Origin of the sequence: Saccharothrix longispora (assembly GCF_030852425.1) — a bacterium.
In the GTDB taxonomy this organism is placed as follows: domain Bacteria; phylum Actinomycetota; class Actinomycetes; order Mycobacteriales; family Pseudonocardiaceae; genus Actinosynnema; species Actinosynnema longispora.
On record NZ_NSDM01000014.1, the window covers coordinates 132,603 to 150,016 of the forward strand.

Genomic DNA, 17,414 nt, shown 5'->3' on the forward strand with positions numbered 1-17,414 from the left:
GGTTGGAAGGGCTCACTGCCGCCTAACCGCAGGTCAAACCATGTGGCCGACTATTGGCACCCCACAGGTTGTCCTGACCGTGGCAGGGGTACTGGCGGATCTCCGCACCGTCATCCGGGGAGGCGTACTCGACCTCCAGGCACTGTCCGGTGTGGTCGGACACGAGCTGGTACCCGTACTCGGCTTGGCCTTCGATCCGCCACTGCTGGGCGGGGTTGCCGTCGCAGGCGCGCTGGACGACGTCACCGCCCTCCTGGCCCGCAGGCACCACCTGGAGGCACTTGTCGGTCGCCTGGGACCAGAACGACCAGGTGCCGTCGCCAGGGGGCGCGGCGGAGAAGCGCTAACTCACCCGGCCGTCACAGGTCCACTGGACTATGTCGGCGTCGTCGCCGGGGTTCGCGTCCAACACGTCGAGGCACCTCTGGCTGTGCACCGGGACGATCAAGTACTCATGAGGTTCGGTCATCGCGGTGGCGGTCGTCGCCGAAGCGACCAGCGCGGCGACGACCAAGGCGGTCATCGCGGCACCGCGAGCGGTGAAACTGGACATCGTTCGGCCCTCCGGGGGTGGTCGGCACGTGCTCGACCACCACCTTGCCCACATCCACCGGTCCCACGCGGCGAAGTTCCCAACGCCGTTCCACACCGACCACCCGTCGAGGTGACGCACACGTCCCGACACCGTCACGGCGTGCCGATGAACGGCTCGGACGCAAGGTCGACAGACGGGAGAGCAACGTGGACCCGCGGCTCCACGGCGCTGCGGGCACATCCGATCGCGCGGTTCCCTGGTCCGCGAGAACAGCGTGGAACTCAGTCGTCCGGGTGAGGGAGGGCCGCCGCACCCGGCACGGTGCGGCGGCCCTCCCTCGTCCGACATGGACGTGCCCGCTGGCCGGAGGTCAGCTGGTGCAGGGGTTGCCGTTGGGGTGGGCCCCCGTGCCGTGGATGTCGGCGTGTGCTTCACCGATGACCACGTCGGCGAGCAGGGTGTCCAGCACCACGGCCCGTTGGGTCACCGATGTCGCCGTGGTCTCGGTGCTGTTGAGCTTCAGCGAGCCGATCACCAGCGGGATGGTCAGCGGCGCGGATCCGACGGTCGTCGATATCCCGTTGATCCTGAGGGAGGCGATGGTCGAGCTGCCCGAGAACTGCGGGGCGAGCCCGCCGCCGCTCGGCGCGCACCGGGCCGTGGCCTCGGCCTGGATCACACCCAGCTCGATGGTCAGGCCGAGGGTGCTGATGGTGGTCGTGTCGACCTTGGCCTTCGCGGTGGCATTGTCACCCGCGGCCGGAGGTGCCGAGGTGAGGTCGTCCGGTGTCTGGTCGGTGGTGGCCGACAGCACCTTGGCGTCGACCGTCAGCGCCCCGGCGTTCAGACCGACCTGCGCCAGCGTCTCGCTGTCGTCCACGCAGGGCACGTCGGCCGGGTTGGCCACCACCGGCTCGACACCGACCACGTTCAGCGCGCTCGCCCGGCAGGAGAACACGCCGTCGCGGTCGTCGTCGACGATCGTGCCGACACCGACCGCGTCGGTGATCGCCGCGCCGCCGGCCGCGGACAGCGTCACGGTGAACGTCTCGTTCAGCTCGTCCACCGTGTCGCCGACCACGGGAACGATCGCCTGCTTGGAAGTCTCGCCCGGTGCGAAGGTCACCGCGCCGGCGGTCGCCGCGTAGTCCCCAGGCGCCACGGCGGTGCCGTTGGCGGTGGTGAAGTCGACCGTGACCGGGTTCGGGCTCGGCCGGTCGAGGCTGACGGTGAAGGTGGCGGGTGTCGTGCCCGCGTTGCCCTCGTCGACGGTGACGTCGTTGATGGACAGGCCGGGCACGTGCACGGTGTTCTGCTCGATGAAGCCGCGCGAGGTGCCGTCGACCAGGAAGTCGACCGTGCAGTGGTACGTGCCGGCCGGGGTGCCCGGGTTGACCGTGATGGTCTCGGTGAACCCGGCGACGTCGCCGCTGTCTACGGTCCGGCTCGCGGGCGCGAAGCCGACGGTCAACTGCGGGTCGCACGTGGTGATCGTCGGAGTGACGGTGACCTGGACGGCCTGGATGCCGTCGATGATGGCCTGGGCGACCTGGTTGGCCGGGACGTTGTTCAGCAGCACGCCCCCGGTGGCGTCGACGATCGCGCTGGCCTGCCCGCCGGCGTCCAGTCCGCCGCCGGACGGTCCCATGTTGACCGCGATGACGCGGATGTCGGCGGCCTGGAGCGCGGCGATGGCGTCGGCCAGGGTGTGGCCCAGGCTGGGGTCGTGGGAGGGCGCGTCGCCGAACCACGCCACGATCCGGGTGCCGTCGGGGCGGAACGCGATGGCTCCGCTGCCGATCTCGAACAGGGCGTTGACGGCGGCTTCGGGGATGTCGCCGCCGCCGCTCGCGACCCAGGCGTTGATCCCGTTCTGCACGGCCGTGGCGTCGCCGGTGAGGTTCTGATTGACCCGGAAGGCGAACGGGTCCCCGGCGTCGCGGTACTCCGAGACGGCGAACCGCGCCGTCGGTTGGGCGTCGAGCACCGCGCCGGTCACAGCACCGGCGTTGTTCCGGACGTCGGCGATGGCGCCGCCCATGCTCCCCGTGGTGTCGGCCAGAAACACCAGGTCGGGATTGGGCGGGACCACCGGAGTGGTGACCGTCTTGGCCACCGTGGTGCTCGCGCCGGGGCCGAGGGTGACCTCGACGTCACCGGGCTCGACTTGGGCCGCCGCCTGTGGTGCCGCGCTGATCGCGACCGTCGTGGCCCACACCGCCAGCGTGGCGGTAGCCGCTGCCACGGATCTGCGCAGCAACGAGCGTCGCGACGTATTGGAATAGGACATGGGTTCTCCTAATCGGATCTGTCCTGGCACTGTGCCCGGGAGTCCGGGCCCGGTAGCGGGCGCCGACCGTGGCCGGGTTCGACGGACCACTTGCGGACCGTTCCCACGAGCGTGGAAGTCGAGCGGGTCAGTAGGTCAGGACGACACAGCCGCTGTTCCCGGGGTTTCCGGGGAATCCCTGGAAGGACCCGCCGTTGGCGCCGTCACCGCCCCGCCCCGTGTTGGCGGCACAGGCGGCCGGCACGGATCCGCCGGCCGCTCCACCCGGACCTCCGGCGTTGCCGCTGACTCCCCCGTTGCCCCCTTGGCCGCCCGCAGCCCCGGACCCCAGGACCGGCGAGGAGCCCTGGCAAGTCACCGCGGAGCCGCCCGTGCCTCCGGCGCCGCCACCCGAGGTCCCCAGGCCGCGCCCACCACCGGAGCCGCCGTTGGCGACGGCCTTCGCCGTACCGCCGAACGAGATCGTGGAGCTGCCCCCGGTGGCGCCGTTGGCGGCCGCCGCACCCGGCGCGCCCCCGCCGCCGACGACGACGGTCAGCACCGTGCCGGGACTGACCAGCATCGCGCAGCTCACCGTGGCGCCACCGCCCCCACCACCACCCCCGGTACCGGGCAGGATGAACCCCTGCGTGCTGCCGCCACCACCGCCACCGGCCGCAGTGGCCGAGACCACGAGCCTGGTGATCCCCGCCGGCACGGTGAACGTGAACGCGCCAGGGCTGGTGTACGCCGAGGTGGCCGCGTGAGCGGTGACGGGCACGACCAACGACAACAGGACACCGGTCACCACGGCAGCACCGGCGAACGCTCTACGTCCGCGCGTGTCAAAAGAATGGAAAACGTGTACATCGACCCTCCTGTGGAGAGGCATGCGAGTACCTACGTGTCGCCGCCAACCGGAGAGTGAATCCCGAGTGCACCCGGCCGTCGTCCCGCCGGGGCTGCGGATCACCAGTCGATTCGACAGGTAGTGGACATTGCCCCCATCATGGAAACGTAACAGAGATAATTGCCCCCGTGGGGATTCCGGCCAAGACTCCGGTGGTGTGACACGAAAATTCGTGTCACACCACCGACGGTATGACCAGTGGTCCCGCCAGGTGACGACAACCGATTTTTACGGCCACTTCCGGCCCACAACCGCACAATTCCTGCCCCGCTGGCCCCTCCACCGGGTCGGAGCCGCACCGATGCGCGCTACTCGCCTTCGTGCTGTCGCCCGCAGGACCTCCTCCACCCCGGCACCGCGCACGCCGAACGCGCCCCCCGCGCTCCAGCTTCACCGCCGCAATCACCTTCACAGAGGTTGAATGGTCAGGGTTACCGCAGTTCCGGGTCAAAGCCGGACCGGCAGCTCGGACACCCCGGGAGCACGGACAACCCGTAAGTTTTGCCGTTCCCGCGGCCGGGATTTCGGCCAGCTCGCCCTCCAGCACGACCGAAATGGGCAAGAACGCACGAGCGGATCACGTCACCGTGCTTGACCATAAAGGACAGGAGGCAAGTAAATCGACACCGGCCTCCACCGCCGCCCGGCACGGGACCACCGCCGAACAGGTACGGCCCATCTTCTCGGGGACTGCCAATCGGCCTTTCTGCTCCGGGGCAGCCTGGTACTGCGTATTCCGCGAACGAAGCGATTTCTCCCCGATTGGTCCAGGAGGCCGCGGTCATCCCCGCCGCACGACGCGCCGGCGTGCGCACTCCGGATGTCGTCGCGTTCGATGACTGACACCTGCTCTCGGTGGGCGTGCCCTAACCGGTTCTCGTCGGGCGCCGGGAGTCGGTCTCGCGCGACTCGAACTGCCCTCCGCCGAAACGGACCGTGTCCTTCATCAGGTGGGACGGGAGGTGGCCAAGTTCCAGGTCAGGGGCTACAACGCCGCCTTCGGCCCCGCAGGCCTCGCAGGCGCGGACGACCCACTGGTTCAGCGATACCCATTGCGCGTCGTCGGAGGTCCGCCACCGGCACGCCGCCGGTCACGCACCGTCGAGCGCGACCTGGGCCGCTCCGGTCTTCCGCCGGGGGGCGGACAGTGTCGTGGAGCCGAGCGTGCCCTCGAGTTGCTCCCATCGCGTGACCAGGTCCGACATCATCAGCATCAGCACGTCGGGGAAGGCGTGCAGGAAGCTCTGGTACCGGTAGTGGTCCAGGTAGAACAGGGTTACGTCGTCACCGAGCGCCGTCACCGACGTGGTACGGGCGTTGAAGAACAGGTCGTAATGGCCGAGCACGGCGCCGCGACCCACGACCGCGCGTTCGTAGATGCCGCCGAAGTCGACCTCGACCTCGCCGCCGGCAACGATGAACACCCCGTGCGCGGCGTCGTCCTCGCGGCAGATCGCGTCGCCCGCCGCGAACGGGATCTCGTCGAACATCGAGGCGAGCGTCTCCAGTTCGGAGTCCGTCAGTGAGGCGAACAGCCGCACCCCGTGCGGGTCGACGCCCTCGCGCAGGCACGCCACCCGCTCGGCCAGGTCACGCTCGTCGATGTGCGTCATCCGCAGTCGTGCGAAGCGCAGGACGCGGTCGGTGTTGCGCGACTGGCGGCGGGAGGTCCCGGCGCTCGGCGGGGTGTAGAGGGTGGTGTCCCCGCTGATCCGCGCGGCTTCGCGCAGGCCGGACTCGTAGGCGCTGTGCACGCAGCCCCAGTGGTAGGGGTTGGTGCCCTCGCCGGCGAAGAACAGCCGGTCGCCGACCGGCTCGGCCAGCGTGCCGATGTCCTTCGACGAGGAGCCGACTCCGATGCAGGTGTACGAGCCCCGGGCGAACGGGTCGGCCGACCACGCGGTGCGCGAGATGTGCTCGGGTGCGGGCGCGTCGGCGCCGAACAGGTCCTCGACGATGACGCCGGCGTAGGCGGCGACGTCCTCGTCGGACCAGGTCTCCGCCTCGCGACCGAGCGAGGCGCCGAGCAGCAGGACCAGGACCGGCTTGCCGTGGGACTTCCACATGCTGATGACGACCGTGGGATAGCGGTCGGTGTCGCGGCACAGGTAGCCGAAGACGTACTGATCACGCGGCCAGAACGGTTCGCGGTAGTGCAGGGCGATCTTGTTGAGGGTGCCGAAGCCCAACCGGTCGATCGCCGACCGCTTGGCCTCCGGCAGCGGAGGCTCGAAGCGCACCACCTCGGCCTTGAGGACCCCGAGCGGCACGGTAACCAGCACCCTGTCCGCATCGAAGCCGCCCCGCTCGGTGGTGACGCGCACCCGCCCGGTGGTGGTGTCGATCCGCGTGACCACGTGGCCCAGCCGGACGTCCAGCCCTTCGGCGAGGGCGTCGACCACGGACTGGTAGCCCTGGTGCAGGACGCTGTCGCCGTAGCCGTAGACCAGGTAGCCCTCCTCCCAGAACTTCAGGGACAGCTTGTCGGGGTCCTCGGCGACGTCCTCCCGCAGCAGCACGTTGAGGTGGTAGCGGACCGCCTGCTCGTCCTCGGGGGAGAACCGGCACTCGGCGAGGATCTGACGCAGGGCCTCGCCGAGCGGGATGTCCGGGTGCTGCTCCTTGCGCGCGATCGCGGCCCGCTGCTCGAGCTCGTGCAACACCTCGTCGGCCAGTTGCAGGGTGCGGCTCTTGTGGCGGTGGTTGGCCAGGCGTTGGTCCGCGCCGAACAGGTCCAGGCTGTCGAAGCCCCCGGTGTAGGCGCTGTCTCCGCCCACGTAGCTGTAGGGGATGCCCAGGTCCTCGACCAACTCGGTGATCGGGTTGCCGTCCGTGCCGTGGATCCAGTGCGCGCCGAGGTCGACCCCGTGCTCGTCGGTCCGGATCCGCCCGCCGACGCGGTCACGCCCCTCCAGCACCACCACGTCATGACCGGATCCGCGCAGCGCCCGCGCGGCGGCCAACCCGGACATCCCCGCGCCCACGACTATGACGCTGGGCGAACCGTTCGCGTCAGCCTTTCGCGACATTGCTTGATTCTCCGGCCGCCGACACAGGCGCTGACAGACCCGGAACGAGTGTTTCGGTTGCCCCTTTTGAGTCGCCCCCGGAGGACTTGGCGAATTCTCAGTGGCCGTGTTCCCGTGAAGTGCGGGTTGCTCCGGTGCCGGATACGGCCGGGCGGCTGACGACAACGACCACACGTGGACGGGGCCTTCGGTGGTGCCCGGGGGAAGGCGTGCTCGGTGAACAGGCCGCAGGCGGTGAAGGCCGGCCGATCACGGACCCTGGAAGGATGCGAGACCGGGAACCGCGGTCCAGCACTTGTTCGCCGCGGTCACAGTTCGCAGTTCGCCTCGTTCTCGATGTTGGTGCAGGTGCCGAGGCTCGGACGGGCTTCGGCGGTGTCGGTGCCGATCCCGCCGTCGACGTTGTCGATGTTGCCGACGACCAGGCCGATGAAGTTCCCGTTCTTGGTATCGCCGTAGAGGACGTCGTCGCCCGGTCCGGCGTCGATGGTGTCGCGGTGACCGCTGGTCACCGCCTTGGCGCCCGAGGAGGAGTTCAGGGTCTCCCAGTCGCCGTAGATGGTGCCGTCGCCGGTGGTGGTGCCGTTGGAGGTCTCGGCGGTCACCGGTGCGCTGAGGCCGAGGTTCACGGTCTGCGCGTCGCCGTGGACGGTGTCATCACCCCCGCCGCCGGAGGTGGTGTCGTTGAGGTTGCCGATCAACACCGCTCCGGCCAGACCCGCGCCCGCCCCCACGGTGATGGTCCTGCCGTAGCCGTGGATGGTGTCCGGGTCGTCGCCGCCGATGAGGATGTGGTCCATGTCCTCGCCGGCGACGCGGTTGACCACGACGACGGCGGCGTTGGCGTCGCGGGCCGCGGTGGCCGCGGCGGGGATGAGCGAGTTCGGCTGCCACCCGAAGGTGAGGGCGCTCTGGCCGTACTCGGCGGTGGCGTTGGTGTACTCGATGGTGATGCTCACCCGGCGGCCGGCGGTGAGCTGGGCCGTGCCCTGGAGCGGGTAGTCGAACGGGCCGAGGAAGAACCGGCGCGTGTGCCGGGTGCCGGAGATGATCGTCTTCCCGTCGATCACGAGCTTGGCGGTGCCGGAGGCGAGCAGGGAGAAGCGGTGCAGGCCGGTGGTGGTCGGGTTGAGGGTGCCGGTCCACCTGGCGGACCACACCGCCGGGAGTCCGGTGACGGGGGCCTGGTCGAAGTCGAGGGTCGGGGTGGTCTGCGTGGCGACGGGGGCGCCGGTGGGGGTGGGCCCGGCGTGGAAGGTGCCGGTCAGGCCGACCGGCAGGGCGGTGGCCGGGACCACCGGGAGCGGCACGTCGCCCAGGGTGCCGGGCGACGTGGTGACCGTGACCGTGTTTCCGGCGCGGGCGCGGATGGCCTGGAGCGGGGTGGTCCAGGTGCCGGGGTCGACGTAGGTGGAGCCGGACACGCCGGTGATGGCGCCGGTGTCGGCGACGCCGATGACCGCGACGGACCTCACCGACGCGGCGAGGGGCAGCACCCCGCGGTTGGCCAGCAGGACCGTGGAGTGCACCGCGAGGTCGTGGGCCAGCGCCTGGTTGGCGGGCGTGGTGACGACCGGCGCGGGAGCCGGCAGCGGGTTGTCGAACAGGCCGGCGGCGAACATGGCGGACAGGATGCGGCGCGCGGCGTCGTCGATGCGCGTCGCGGGGACGTTGCGGGCCAGTTCGTCGGCGGTGACCTTGACGCCGCCGGGTCCGAGCCCGGCGAGGTCCATGCCTGCCTTGGCGGCGGCGACCTGGTCGTCACCGGCCCAGAAGTCCGGCACGGTGTAGCCCTGCAAGCCGATGAGGCGCTTGAGGTCGTCGAACAACGCCGGGTTCTGGGTGGCGTAGGTGCCGTTGATCTTCGGGTAGGAGATCATGACCGAGGTGAGCGGGGTGGCTTCGATCGCGGTGCGGAACGGCGCGTAATAGACCTCGTGCAGGGCTCGTTCGGAGACCTTGGCGTCCACGACGAACCGGTCGAGCTCCTGGGTGTAGGCGGCGAAGTGCTTGAGGGTGGCCAGCACCTTGCCCCGGTGGAGGGCGGTCGTCGAGGCGGCGGCCAGTGCGCCGGACAGGTTCGGGTCCTCGCCGAAGCCTTCGGACTGGCGGCCGAAGTGCCAGCTGCGGGTGATGTCGGCGGTGGGGGCGAAGAGGTTGTTGAAACCCTTGCCCCTGCCCTCTGCGGCGATGGCCGAGGCCATCCGGCCGACGAGGGCGGGGTCGAAGGTGGCGGCCTGGGCCAACGGGACGGGGAACGCGGTGACGCCGGTCTCGCCGCGCAGCCCGGCGGAGGCGTCGGCCATGCTCAGCTTGCCGTTTAAGGTCCCGGACGGGTGACGTGCACCCCGGTTGATCATGGAAGCAGCCCTTGGTCGATCATCACTCTTGCGACAGAAGGATGATCGACCAAAGGCTGCGTGATCAGTGTGCACCATCTCGACTCCGGACCGGCACTCGGGGAGTTGTCCGGGTTCCGGCGTGAGTTCCACAGGTGTCTGACCCGTCGGGCGGACGGGCTGTTCGAGCTGGCCGACGCCGTGCTGTGCGCCGACGGGCCGGTGCGGACGCTGGTCGGCCTGTCGCTGGCGCCCGAGCACCGACGTGGGCACGGCGGGCTGTACGACGCGGTCAACAACGGCCGGATCGACACCGACCGGTTACGCGACGCGTTGGCCCGGCTGCCGCTGCCCCGTGCGGCGGACGGTCGCCTGGTGCTCGCGGTGGACGTCCCGCCGTGGCTGCGTCCGGACGGCAACACCTGCCCGGACCGCTCCTTCTGCCACACCTACGGCCGCGGACACAACGAGCACCGCATGATCCCGGGATGGCCGTACTCGTTCGTGGCCGCGTTGGAGACCGGCGGCACGTCGTGGACGGCGTTGCCGGACGCGGCCCGGTTGCCGCCCGGCGCGGACGCCGCCGCCATGACCGTCGCCCAGCTGCGCGGCGTGGTCGAACGGCTGATCGCCGCCGGCCAGTGGCGCCATGGCGATCCGGAAATCCTGGTGGTGCTCGACGCCGGTTACGACGCGCCGCGCATCGCGTATCTATTGGCCGATCTGCCGGTGCGGGTGCTGGGACGGATGCGGTCGGACCGGGTGCTGCGCCGCCCGACCCCACCCCGGGTCCACAACCCCCTGGGCGGTCGTTTTCCCAAGCACGGCGGCGAGTTCGTCTTCGGCGACCCGGCCACCTGGGGCGCCGAGGACGTGCTGACCCGCACCGACACCCGCCTCTACGGCACCGCCACCGCGCGGGCCTGGAACCGGCTGCACTCACGACTGACCCGCCGCAACGCCTGGATCGACCACACCGCGCCACTGCCGATCATCGAGGGCACCGTGATCCGCCTGACGGTGGAGCATCTGCCCTCCGGCGGGGTGAACAAACCCGTCTGGTTATGGTGCTCCGGCATCGACGCCGACACGACCGAGGTCGACCGCTGGTGGCGGATGTTCCTGCGGCGCTTCGACATCGAGCACACCTTCCGCATGCTCAAGCAGACCCTCGGCTGGACCAGGCCCCGACTACGCGACCCCGACGCCGCCGACAGGTGGACCTGGCTGATCCTGATCGTCCACGCCCAACTGCGCCTGGCCCGCCCACTGGTGGCCGACCTTCGCCACCCCTGGGAACGCCCCGCCGAACCAGCCAAACTCACCCCGGCCCGGGTCCGGCGCGGGTTCCGGAATCTCCACACGAAGATCGCCCGCCCAGCAGCGGCACCGAAACCTGTTCGGCCAGGCCCGGGACGACCTGCCGGGTCGAAAAACCGTGTTGTCGCGCAACGCTTCGACGTCGGCCTACTCCTGGCCACCGGCCAGGCATACACCCGACCGGCCCACCACAAGAAGGGCACCAACCCCCGCCGAACAGCTTAAACGGCAAGCTGAGCGCCCGTTTCCGAGCTTGAGCAGGTGAAGGCCCTTTGGTGCGCAGACGAGGGAACCCCTGGTAGATCGGACGTTGTCGAAGCGCCGCTCTGCCAGGAGTTCCGTTGTTATCGTGCCCGATGCCCGCGGGCGGTTCCACCGCGGGTGCCCCGTGCTGTCGCCTGGCCGCGTGCCACCAGCCCACTCGACGGACGGCCCGGTATCCCACCGACGTCACCGACGCACAGTGGGCCGAGATCGACCCGCTGCTGCCCGATCCGGCGTGCCTGGCCGGTCGGGGTGGGCGGTGGGAGAAGCACTGCCGACGGGTGATCGTGGACGCGATCCTCTACCTGGTCGACAACGGCATCAAGTGGCGTGCCCTGCCGGCGGACTTCCCGCCGTGGCCCACGGTCTACAAGCGGTTTGCCGCGTGGGAGAAGGTCGGTGCGTCGCAGCGGCTGCTCGACGCGTTGCGCGACCGCGCCCGCCCGGCGGATGGCCGGGCAGCGGCGCCATCGGCGGCGATCATGGGCTCGCAGTCGGTGCGCGCCGCCGAGACCGTCGGCCGCGCGACCCGCGGCCGGGACGGCGGGAAGAAGGTCGCAGGCCGCAAGCGCCACATCGCCGTGGACACCACGGGTCTGCTGTTGGCCGTCCTGGTGACCCCCGCGTCGACGCAGGACCGGGTCGCCGCCCGCAGCCTGCTGCGCCGGATGCGCGACACCGCAGGCAGGCGGGTGTCGTTGGTGTGGGCCGACGGCGGCTACACCGGCCCCCCGATCGACTGGGCCCACAGGACTTCGGCCTGCTGGTGGAGATTGTCCAACGCCCGCAACTGCCGTACTTCACCGTGCTGCCCAGAAGATGGGTGGTAGAGCGGACCTTGGCCTGGATCACCGGACACCGCCGCTGCGTCCGCGACTACGAACACCTACGCCACCACCACGAGGCCATGGTCCGCTGGTCCATGATCCGCACCACCAGCCGCCGACTCACCCAACCCGGGTAGCTCGGAAACAGCTACTTACTGATGCTGCGGAGCTTGTCCCGGGTCGCGTGCTCGGCGACGATTTGCTCGGCGTGGTTGGGGTACTTCCTGAGCGAGCTGGCCGCAGGCGGCGCGTCGGCCTCGTCCAGCCCGTACGGCTCCTCTTTGTCTTGTTCGGCACACCATCTCCGGTAGACCGTGGGAAAGGCGCGCAAGCAGGCTCCGACGAAGAAGGTCCGCGGCGAGGCGCCTCCCTCCGCGGACCAGCCCTCGCCGACCAGGGCGTATCGGTGGAACACCCGCAGTGCGGTAGCCGCGCTCTCCGCCGCCGGCTCGAACCGGAGCAACTTCGAGATGGCCGGCCGGGCGCAGGCCGGAGCGTGGGTCAGTTGTAGATGAGGCGGTTGACCCGGACCAGGAAGTCCTTGCCGAGGTCGCTGGTGGGGTCGCCCATCAGTTCGGCGATGATGTGCATCGCCAGGTCCCGGCGTTTCGGGGAGCGTTCGGCGATGGCCTTGCCGAGCGCGGCGGGTATCTGTTCGGCGGTCAAGTCGGTGCAGTAGACGGGGCTGCCTGGCTGCTGGCGCCACGAGTCGGTGATGGTGCCGGCGTCGAAGCCCTCGAAGCCCGTCTGCTCGACCAGCGACATGCCCAGGGCCCGGTCGTCGTCATCGTCCGCGGCGACGGGGATCGCGATCCGGCCGGGGGTGCCGCTCGGGTTCGCGTAGGCAACGAAGGACTGTGCCGTGATGGCGTTCCACGCCTTGACGACGGGCCGGCCGAGGTGCTCCTCGACCCAGCGGCTTTCCACCCGCCCGCGATCGAGGGCCGCGATGTGCCCGTCGCGGGCCGGGTAGTAGTTCGAGGTGTCGATGACGACGGCGTCAGCGGGCAGGTCCGTCAGCAGCGGCTTGAGGTCGGGCACCCGGATGAGGGGGACCGAGGTGATGAGGACGTCCACGTCCGCGGCGACGTCGGCCGCCGGCACCGCCCGGGCGCCGGTGGCGAGGACGTCGGCGGGGATCGTCTCGGGCCCGCGCGAGTTCGCGATCTTGACGTGGTGGCCGTGGGCGCTCAGCCGTTGGGCCAGCACGCTGCCGATGCTGCCGGCTCCCATGATGCCGATCTTCATGAAGTTCTCCTCCTGAGTGATGTGCTGCGTGTCGTTCGTGTGCGCGGTGCTCTGCGGTTCTTCGTCTTCACGCCCCCACGACCAGGGCGATCAGCGAGAACCGCGGGGAATCTGGTTGGCTCGGGCGCAGCACGCAAACGGTCGTCTCATTACTTGCGGCAATCACCTGAGTCCGGTCACTGCTCGGCGCCGGTGATGCGTGGGTCGAGTCCGTACTGGTGGGGCACGCCGAGGTTCGCGCGCAGGGTCGTGCCCAGGTACTCGGTGGGGTAGATGCCGCGTTGCTGCAGGATCGGCACGACCTCGTCGACGAAGGCTTCGACGCCGTCCTCGTAGATGTCGGGCGTCACCCAGAAGCCGTCGGCGGCTCCCGCCTCGAACCACTCCTGCAGGTGGTCGGCGTGCAGCTTCCCTGGGCCCACGACCGTGGGGTGGAAGTCGATCACTCCATGGGCAAGGACATCGCGCGGGGACCACCCCTGGCGTGCCACCGCGAGAGCGTTCGACGAGCGGGGGTCCCTCGGTGAGGCGTGCGCGGTGGCCAGTTGCTCCGGTGTGAGGGGCTCGTCGATCTGGTCCGGGTGGATCCGGATGCCGAGCATCGCGCCGAGGTGGGGCAGGCGGGCCTCGATGACGTCGCCGGCATACCTCAGGCGCCGGTCGAGGCCTGCGCGCACGGTCGGCGCGACGGTGGTCATGATGCCGGGGATGTACTTGATCTCGTCGGGGTCGCGGCCGGCTTCGCGTGCCGCGTTGCGCACGAGTTCGCGCTGGGCGCGCGCCTGCTCGATCGTCCACACCTCGGCGATGAAGCCGCTGGCGTAGCGGCCCGCGATCGACAACAGGTGCGGGCTGGGGCCGCCGGCGGTGAAGACGACGGGCTGGCCCTGCTCCGACGGGGGGATCCCGAGAGGGCCTCGCGAAGCGAGGTACTCGCCTTGCAGGTTGACCGGTCGCAGCTTCGACGGGTCGATGAAACGGCCCGCTGCCTGGTCCTTGACCCACGCGTCCTTCTGCCAGCTGCCCCACAGCGCCTGGACGATCTGGATGGCCTCGTGGGCGCGCTGGTAACGCTCGTCGCGGTCGGCGACGGGCCTGCCGTAGTTGGCCGCGACGGCGGGATCGCTCGTCGTGACGGCATTCCAGCCGGCGCGACCGTGGCTCAGGACGTCGAGGGCCTTGAACTGGCGTGCCGTGTTGAACGGCTCCTGGAAGGTCGTCGACCCGGTGGCGACGAAGCCGATGTTCGTCGTCTCCCGCGCGACGGCGGCCAGCTGGATCAGCGGGTCCATGAGGTTGCTGATCGTGGAGTGCTCGACGTCGCCGCGCACGGCGGGGAAGTCGGGCGTGAAGAGGAATGCGAACTTGCCGCGCTCGGCGGCTCTCGCGTGGCGCACCGTGGCGTCGACGTCGGCGTAGGTGCCGGGGTCCACGTGCGGGGCACGCCAGGCGCCGTGCAGGCCACCGTATCCGTCGATCAGCCCCATACCGAGGACGAGTTGCTTGTCCGTCATGGTCACCGGGCCGCCGTCTCGCCGACCGCTGCGTCGGTGGCCGGTGCCTCAGCCACCGCCTCGCCGCTGACCGGCACGGCTGCGTCCGTCACGTCGGCGGCGGGACTCGGTGTCCGACGGACGAAGAAGGCGCCTACCAGCACGACCAGGCCGATGGCAAAGGCGGTCAGGAAGGCGGCGTTCGCGGCGGACGTGGCTTGGGCCGTGTCGAGCACGCCGGCTTCGCGGGCAGCGGAACCGATGGTGTAGGCCGAGATGAACACCGCGCCGAAGGCGGCACCGGCGAGCTGCTGGGCGGTGGCGAAGGCCGAGGCGCCGTGCGGGTAGAGCTCGGGGCGCAGGCCGCCCATCGCACTCGTCGTCAGCGTCGCCCACATCGCGGACTGCGCACTGGTGAACACCAGCCACGCGACGATCAGCGTGACCACGCTCGTACTCTCGTCGACCTGGCTGAGGAACCACAGGACGGCCAGCCAGACGATCGCGGCGGGGATCATCAACGGGCGTGGGCCGAAGCGGTCGTACGCCCGGCCGCTCGCAGCCGCAACGATCGAGATCGCGGCCCCGCCGGGGATCAGGAAGAGGCCGAGCTGCAGGGCGCTCAGGCCGGTGACGTGGGTCAGCACCAGCGGGAGCACGACCAGCAGTCCGATCCCGTTGCCCGCGACGAAGAGCATCACCAGCAGAGGTGCGGTGAACGACCTCCGGAGGAAGATCCGCATGTCCAGGAACGCGCTGTCGCGACGCTGCAGGGGAATCTGTCGGAGGACGAACGCCACCAGGCCCACCAGGCCCACGGTGATCGGCAGGTACGGCGAGATGGAGGTGTGCCCGGAGGACGCCTCGCCGATCAGGGAGAGTCCGTAGACCAGGCCACCGAACCCGAGCGCGGACAGCAGCAGCGACAGCAGGTCCAGGGTCACCGGCTCCGGGGTGGTGGTGTTGCGCAACTTCCACGCGCCCAGCGCCAGCACAGCAACCGCGAACGGCAGCATCAGGATGAACAGCCAGCGCCAGCTCAGTGTGGACAGCACGAGACCTGACAGTGCCGGCCCGACCGCCGGCGCCACGGCCGGGACGGCCGTGGTGATCGCCATCATCTGGCCTCGGCGAGCGACGGGGACCAGGCGCATGGTCGTGGTCATCAACAGGGGCAGGAAGACGGCGGTGCCGGAGGCCTGGATGATCCGGCCGGTCACCAGGACGCCGAACGTCGGCGCGATTGCGGCGAGTGTCGTCCCGACGATGAACAGCGACAGCGCGACCAGGAAGACCGTTCGCATGGGGAACCGTCGCATCACGAAACTGCTGGCCGGGATCAGCACGGCCATGGTCAGCAGGAAGCCGGTCGTGACCCACTGCCCGGTGCTCGGGGTGACCCCGAAGTCGGCGATCAGCGTCGGGAGCGCGACTCCCAGAAGCAACTCGTTGAGGAAGACGATGAACGTCGAGACGATCAGGATCCCGATGACCAGGGCGACGCCCGGCGGGAGCCGGTCGTCGGAGGGGACCGTCGGTGCCGGAGCGGCGACGTCGAATTCTGGTGGGGTGCTCATGTGCGTGCTCGCTGTCTCAGGAAGCCGGAAGAGGAGGATCAAGCGGTGCGACGTGCGCGCGTCATCGGCGCTCAGGGGTCAGGTCCGGGCCGGACAAGTCGGCGCCCGAAGGACAACCGGGTGGGTGGCGGTCGGGCCCAGGTGATCACCGACCCGCAATCGCCTACGAGGATGGCGCCGCTTCCCGAATAGCCGACAATCTTCGCGGCGGTGACCGCAGCGCCCCGTCGCGAAGCCCACAGGGGTACGCCGCATCGTCCGCGGTGGCACGTTTTGCGGGCGGCATTGTGGGAGGTTGCCGGTCCGAGACATGCGACCATCGTGCAACCTTCACATCATGTGAATGTCAATTCTGAGCGACGAGAGGTCACTCACACCCCGTCAACCTTGACATCACTGTAACGTTGGGCAGGTGCCGAGGAGGTGGTCATGAAGATCGGTGAACTGGCGAAACGCACCGAGGTCCCGCCGCGCATGCTGCGCTACTACGAAGAGCAAGGGCTCATCACGCCGCGGCGGCAGCAGAACGGCTACCGCGAGTACGACGAATACCTGGTGGATCGGGTGAAGAAGATCCGCGGCCTGCTCGACTCCGGCATCCCCACGCGCATCATCGGCGACATGCTGCCGTGCCTCAACCAGCCCCAGGAGATCGTTGTCGCCGATCCCGACCCCGAGCTGCGCGAGATGCTCGCGCGTGAGCGCGACCGGATGACCGAGCGCATCGCCCTGCTGGAGCACCACTGCCACGCCCTCACCCAGTACATCGCGGCCATGGACCGCTCCCTCGCCGCCACGACCGAGACCCGCCTACCGCAATGAACCTCGACCCTGGGGTGGCCGAATGACCTTGCTCGATCTCGACCCGGACCAGCTGCTCTCCACCACGCGGGCGGTCCGCAAGCGCCTCGACTTCACCCGTCCGGTGCCCGACGACGCGATCCGCGAGTGCGTGGCGATGGCCCTGCAGGCGCCGTCGGGCTCGAACATCGTGACCATGCGGTTCGTCGTGATCCGCGACGAGGCGAAACGCCGGGCGGTCGGAGACGTCTACCGCGAGGTGTACGCCGGATACAAAGCCTCCCCGGGATATCCCGGCAAGCCCACCGGTGACGACGCCCGCGACGCCGTACAGCAGCGGGTGGCAAGCTCCGCCGACTACCTGGGCGAGCACATGGGCGACGCACCGGTACTGGTGCTGGCCTGCAACGAAGGCCCCAACCGGCAGTGGGCGGTCGCCGGCATGAGCAACGTCATCCCGGCCACGTGGAGCTTCATGCTGGCCGCCCGCGCCCGCGCGCTGGGCACCGCGTGGACATCGATGCACCTCGCCCGCGAACGCGACGTGGCCGACATCCTGGGACTCGACTACGAAACGGTCGCGCAGGCCGTGCTCACGCCGGTCGCGTACACGAAGGGCACGGATTTCCGCCCGGCCGGGCGCCCCGACCCGGACGAGGTCATCCGATGGATCTGAGGCCTGTCTTGTAGGCCATCACTGGCCGGCCTCGCGGCACGCACACGCCGGCGGCTTGCACGCTAGGAGCTGAGCAAACCGGACGGGGCAGGTGCTATCCGGCATCGCGCTGGAGATGCTCGCCGG

General features: G+C 69.9%; 12 protein-coding genes and 2 pseudogenes. 4 read left to right on the forward strand and 10 right to left on the reverse strand.

The annotated features are described in order from the left end of the window. Positions 1–22: 22 nt before the first annotated feature. From CKY47_RS37025 to CKY47_RS29300, 6 genes and pseudogenes are all read right to left on the reverse strand, one after another. Positions 23–316: pseudogene (locus CKY47_RS37025) on the reverse strand (RICIN domain-containing protein); the annotation flags it as partial. Between the two features lie 27 nt (positions 317–343). Beyond that, a complete protein-coding gene (locus CKY47_RS29280) occupies positions 344–523 on the reverse strand; it encodes an RICIN domain-containing protein (RefSeq protein ID WP_306749551.1) in 180 nt (59 codons plus the stop codon). A gap of 382 nt (positions 524–905) precedes the next feature. Beyond that, positions 906–2,825 (reverse strand): Calx-beta domain-containing protein, encoded by a 1,920-nt coding sequence (locus CKY47_RS29285; RefSeq protein ID WP_371320756.1) that lies wholly within the window; start codon positions 2,823–2,825, stop codon positions 906–908. 127 nt (positions 2,826–2,952) lie between these two features. Next, complete coding sequence (locus CKY47_RS37225; protein ID WP_442638273.1) at positions 2,953–3,696, reverse strand: glycine-rich domain-containing protein; 744 nt, start codon at positions 3,694–3,696, stop codon at positions 2,953–2,955. 1,109 nt (positions 3,697–4,805) lie between these two features. Continuing rightward, entirely contained in the window at positions 4,806–6,743 is a 1,938-nt protein-coding gene (locus CKY47_RS29295; protein ID WP_306749554.1) for an FAD-dependent oxidoreductase, read from the reverse strand. A gap of 308 nt (positions 6,744–7,051) precedes the next feature. Continuing rightward, a complete protein-coding gene (locus tag CKY47_RS29300) occupies positions 7,052–9,103 on the reverse strand; it encodes a glycoside hydrolase family 3 N-terminal domain-containing protein (RefSeq protein ID WP_306749555.1) in 2,052 nt (683 codons plus the stop codon). Positions 9,104–9,163: 60 nt separating this feature from the next. Between CKY47_RS29300 and CKY47_RS29305 the strand changes: the two genes are divergently transcribed. Together CKY47_RS29305 and CKY47_RS29310 are read left to right on the forward strand one after the other, a co-directional pair. Next, on the forward strand, positions 9,164–10,627 hold the full coding sequence (locus CKY47_RS29305) for an NF041680 family putative transposase (RefSeq protein ID WP_306749556.1): 1,464 nt from the start codon (positions 9,164–9,166) through the stop codon (positions 10,625–10,627). Positions 10,628–10,758: 131 nt separating this feature from the next. After that, positions 10,759–11,496: an IS5 family transposase gene (locus CKY47_RS29310; RefSeq protein WP_306749557.1), complete on the forward strand. Its 738-nt coding sequence runs from the start codon at positions 10,759–10,761 to the stop codon at positions 11,494–11,496. 145 nt (positions 11,497–11,641) lie between these two features. Here the strand turns inward: CKY47_RS29310 and CKY47_RS29315 are convergent, their stop codons facing one another. The 4 genes and pseudogenes from CKY47_RS29315 to CKY47_RS29330 all read right to left on the reverse strand — a co-directional run bounded on the left by CKY47_RS29315 (position 11,642) and on the right by CKY47_RS29330 (position 15,811). Further along, positions 11,642–11,956, reverse strand: a complete 315-nt coding sequence (locus CKY47_RS29315; RefSeq protein WP_306749558.1) for a hypothetical protein — start codon at positions 11,954–11,956, stop codon at positions 11,642–11,644. A gap of 38 nt (positions 11,957–11,994) precedes the next feature. Next, positions 11,995–12,765 (reverse strand): annotated as a pseudogene (locus tag CKY47_RS29320) (NADPH-dependent F420 reductase); the annotation flags it as partial. Between the two features lie 152 nt (positions 12,766–12,917). Continuing rightward, the gene (locus tag CKY47_RS29325; protein WP_306749626.1) at positions 12,918–14,255 is read right to left on the reverse strand and encodes an NtaA/DmoA family FMN-dependent monooxygenase; all 1,338 of its coding nucleotides are present in this window, start codon (positions 14,253–14,255) and stop codon (positions 12,918–12,920) included. A 2-nt stretch (positions 14,256–14,257) separates the two neighbouring features. After that, on the reverse strand, positions 14,258–15,811 hold the full coding sequence (locus CKY47_RS29330) for an MFS transporter (protein WP_306749559.1): 1,554 nt from the start codon (positions 15,809–15,811) through the stop codon (positions 14,258–14,260). Positions 15,812–16,240: 429 nt separating this feature from the next. On the opposite strand from CKY47_RS29330, the gene CKY47_RS29335 reads away from it, so the two are divergent. Together CKY47_RS29335 and CKY47_RS29340 are read left to right on the forward strand one after the other, a co-directional pair. Then, on the forward strand, positions 16,241–16,633 hold the full coding sequence (locus CKY47_RS29335; protein ID WP_306749560.1) for a MerR family transcriptional regulator: 393 nt from the start codon (positions 16,241–16,243) through the stop codon (positions 16,631–16,633). Between the two features lie 22 nt (positions 16,634–16,655). Then, positions 16,656–17,288 carry a nitroreductase family protein gene (locus CKY47_RS29340; protein ID WP_306749561.1) on the forward strand — a complete coding sequence of 211 codons (633 nt, stop codon included), beginning with the start codon at positions 16,656–16,658 and terminating at the stop codon, positions 17,286–17,288. The last annotated feature ends 126 nt before the right edge of the window (positions 17,289–17,414 follow it).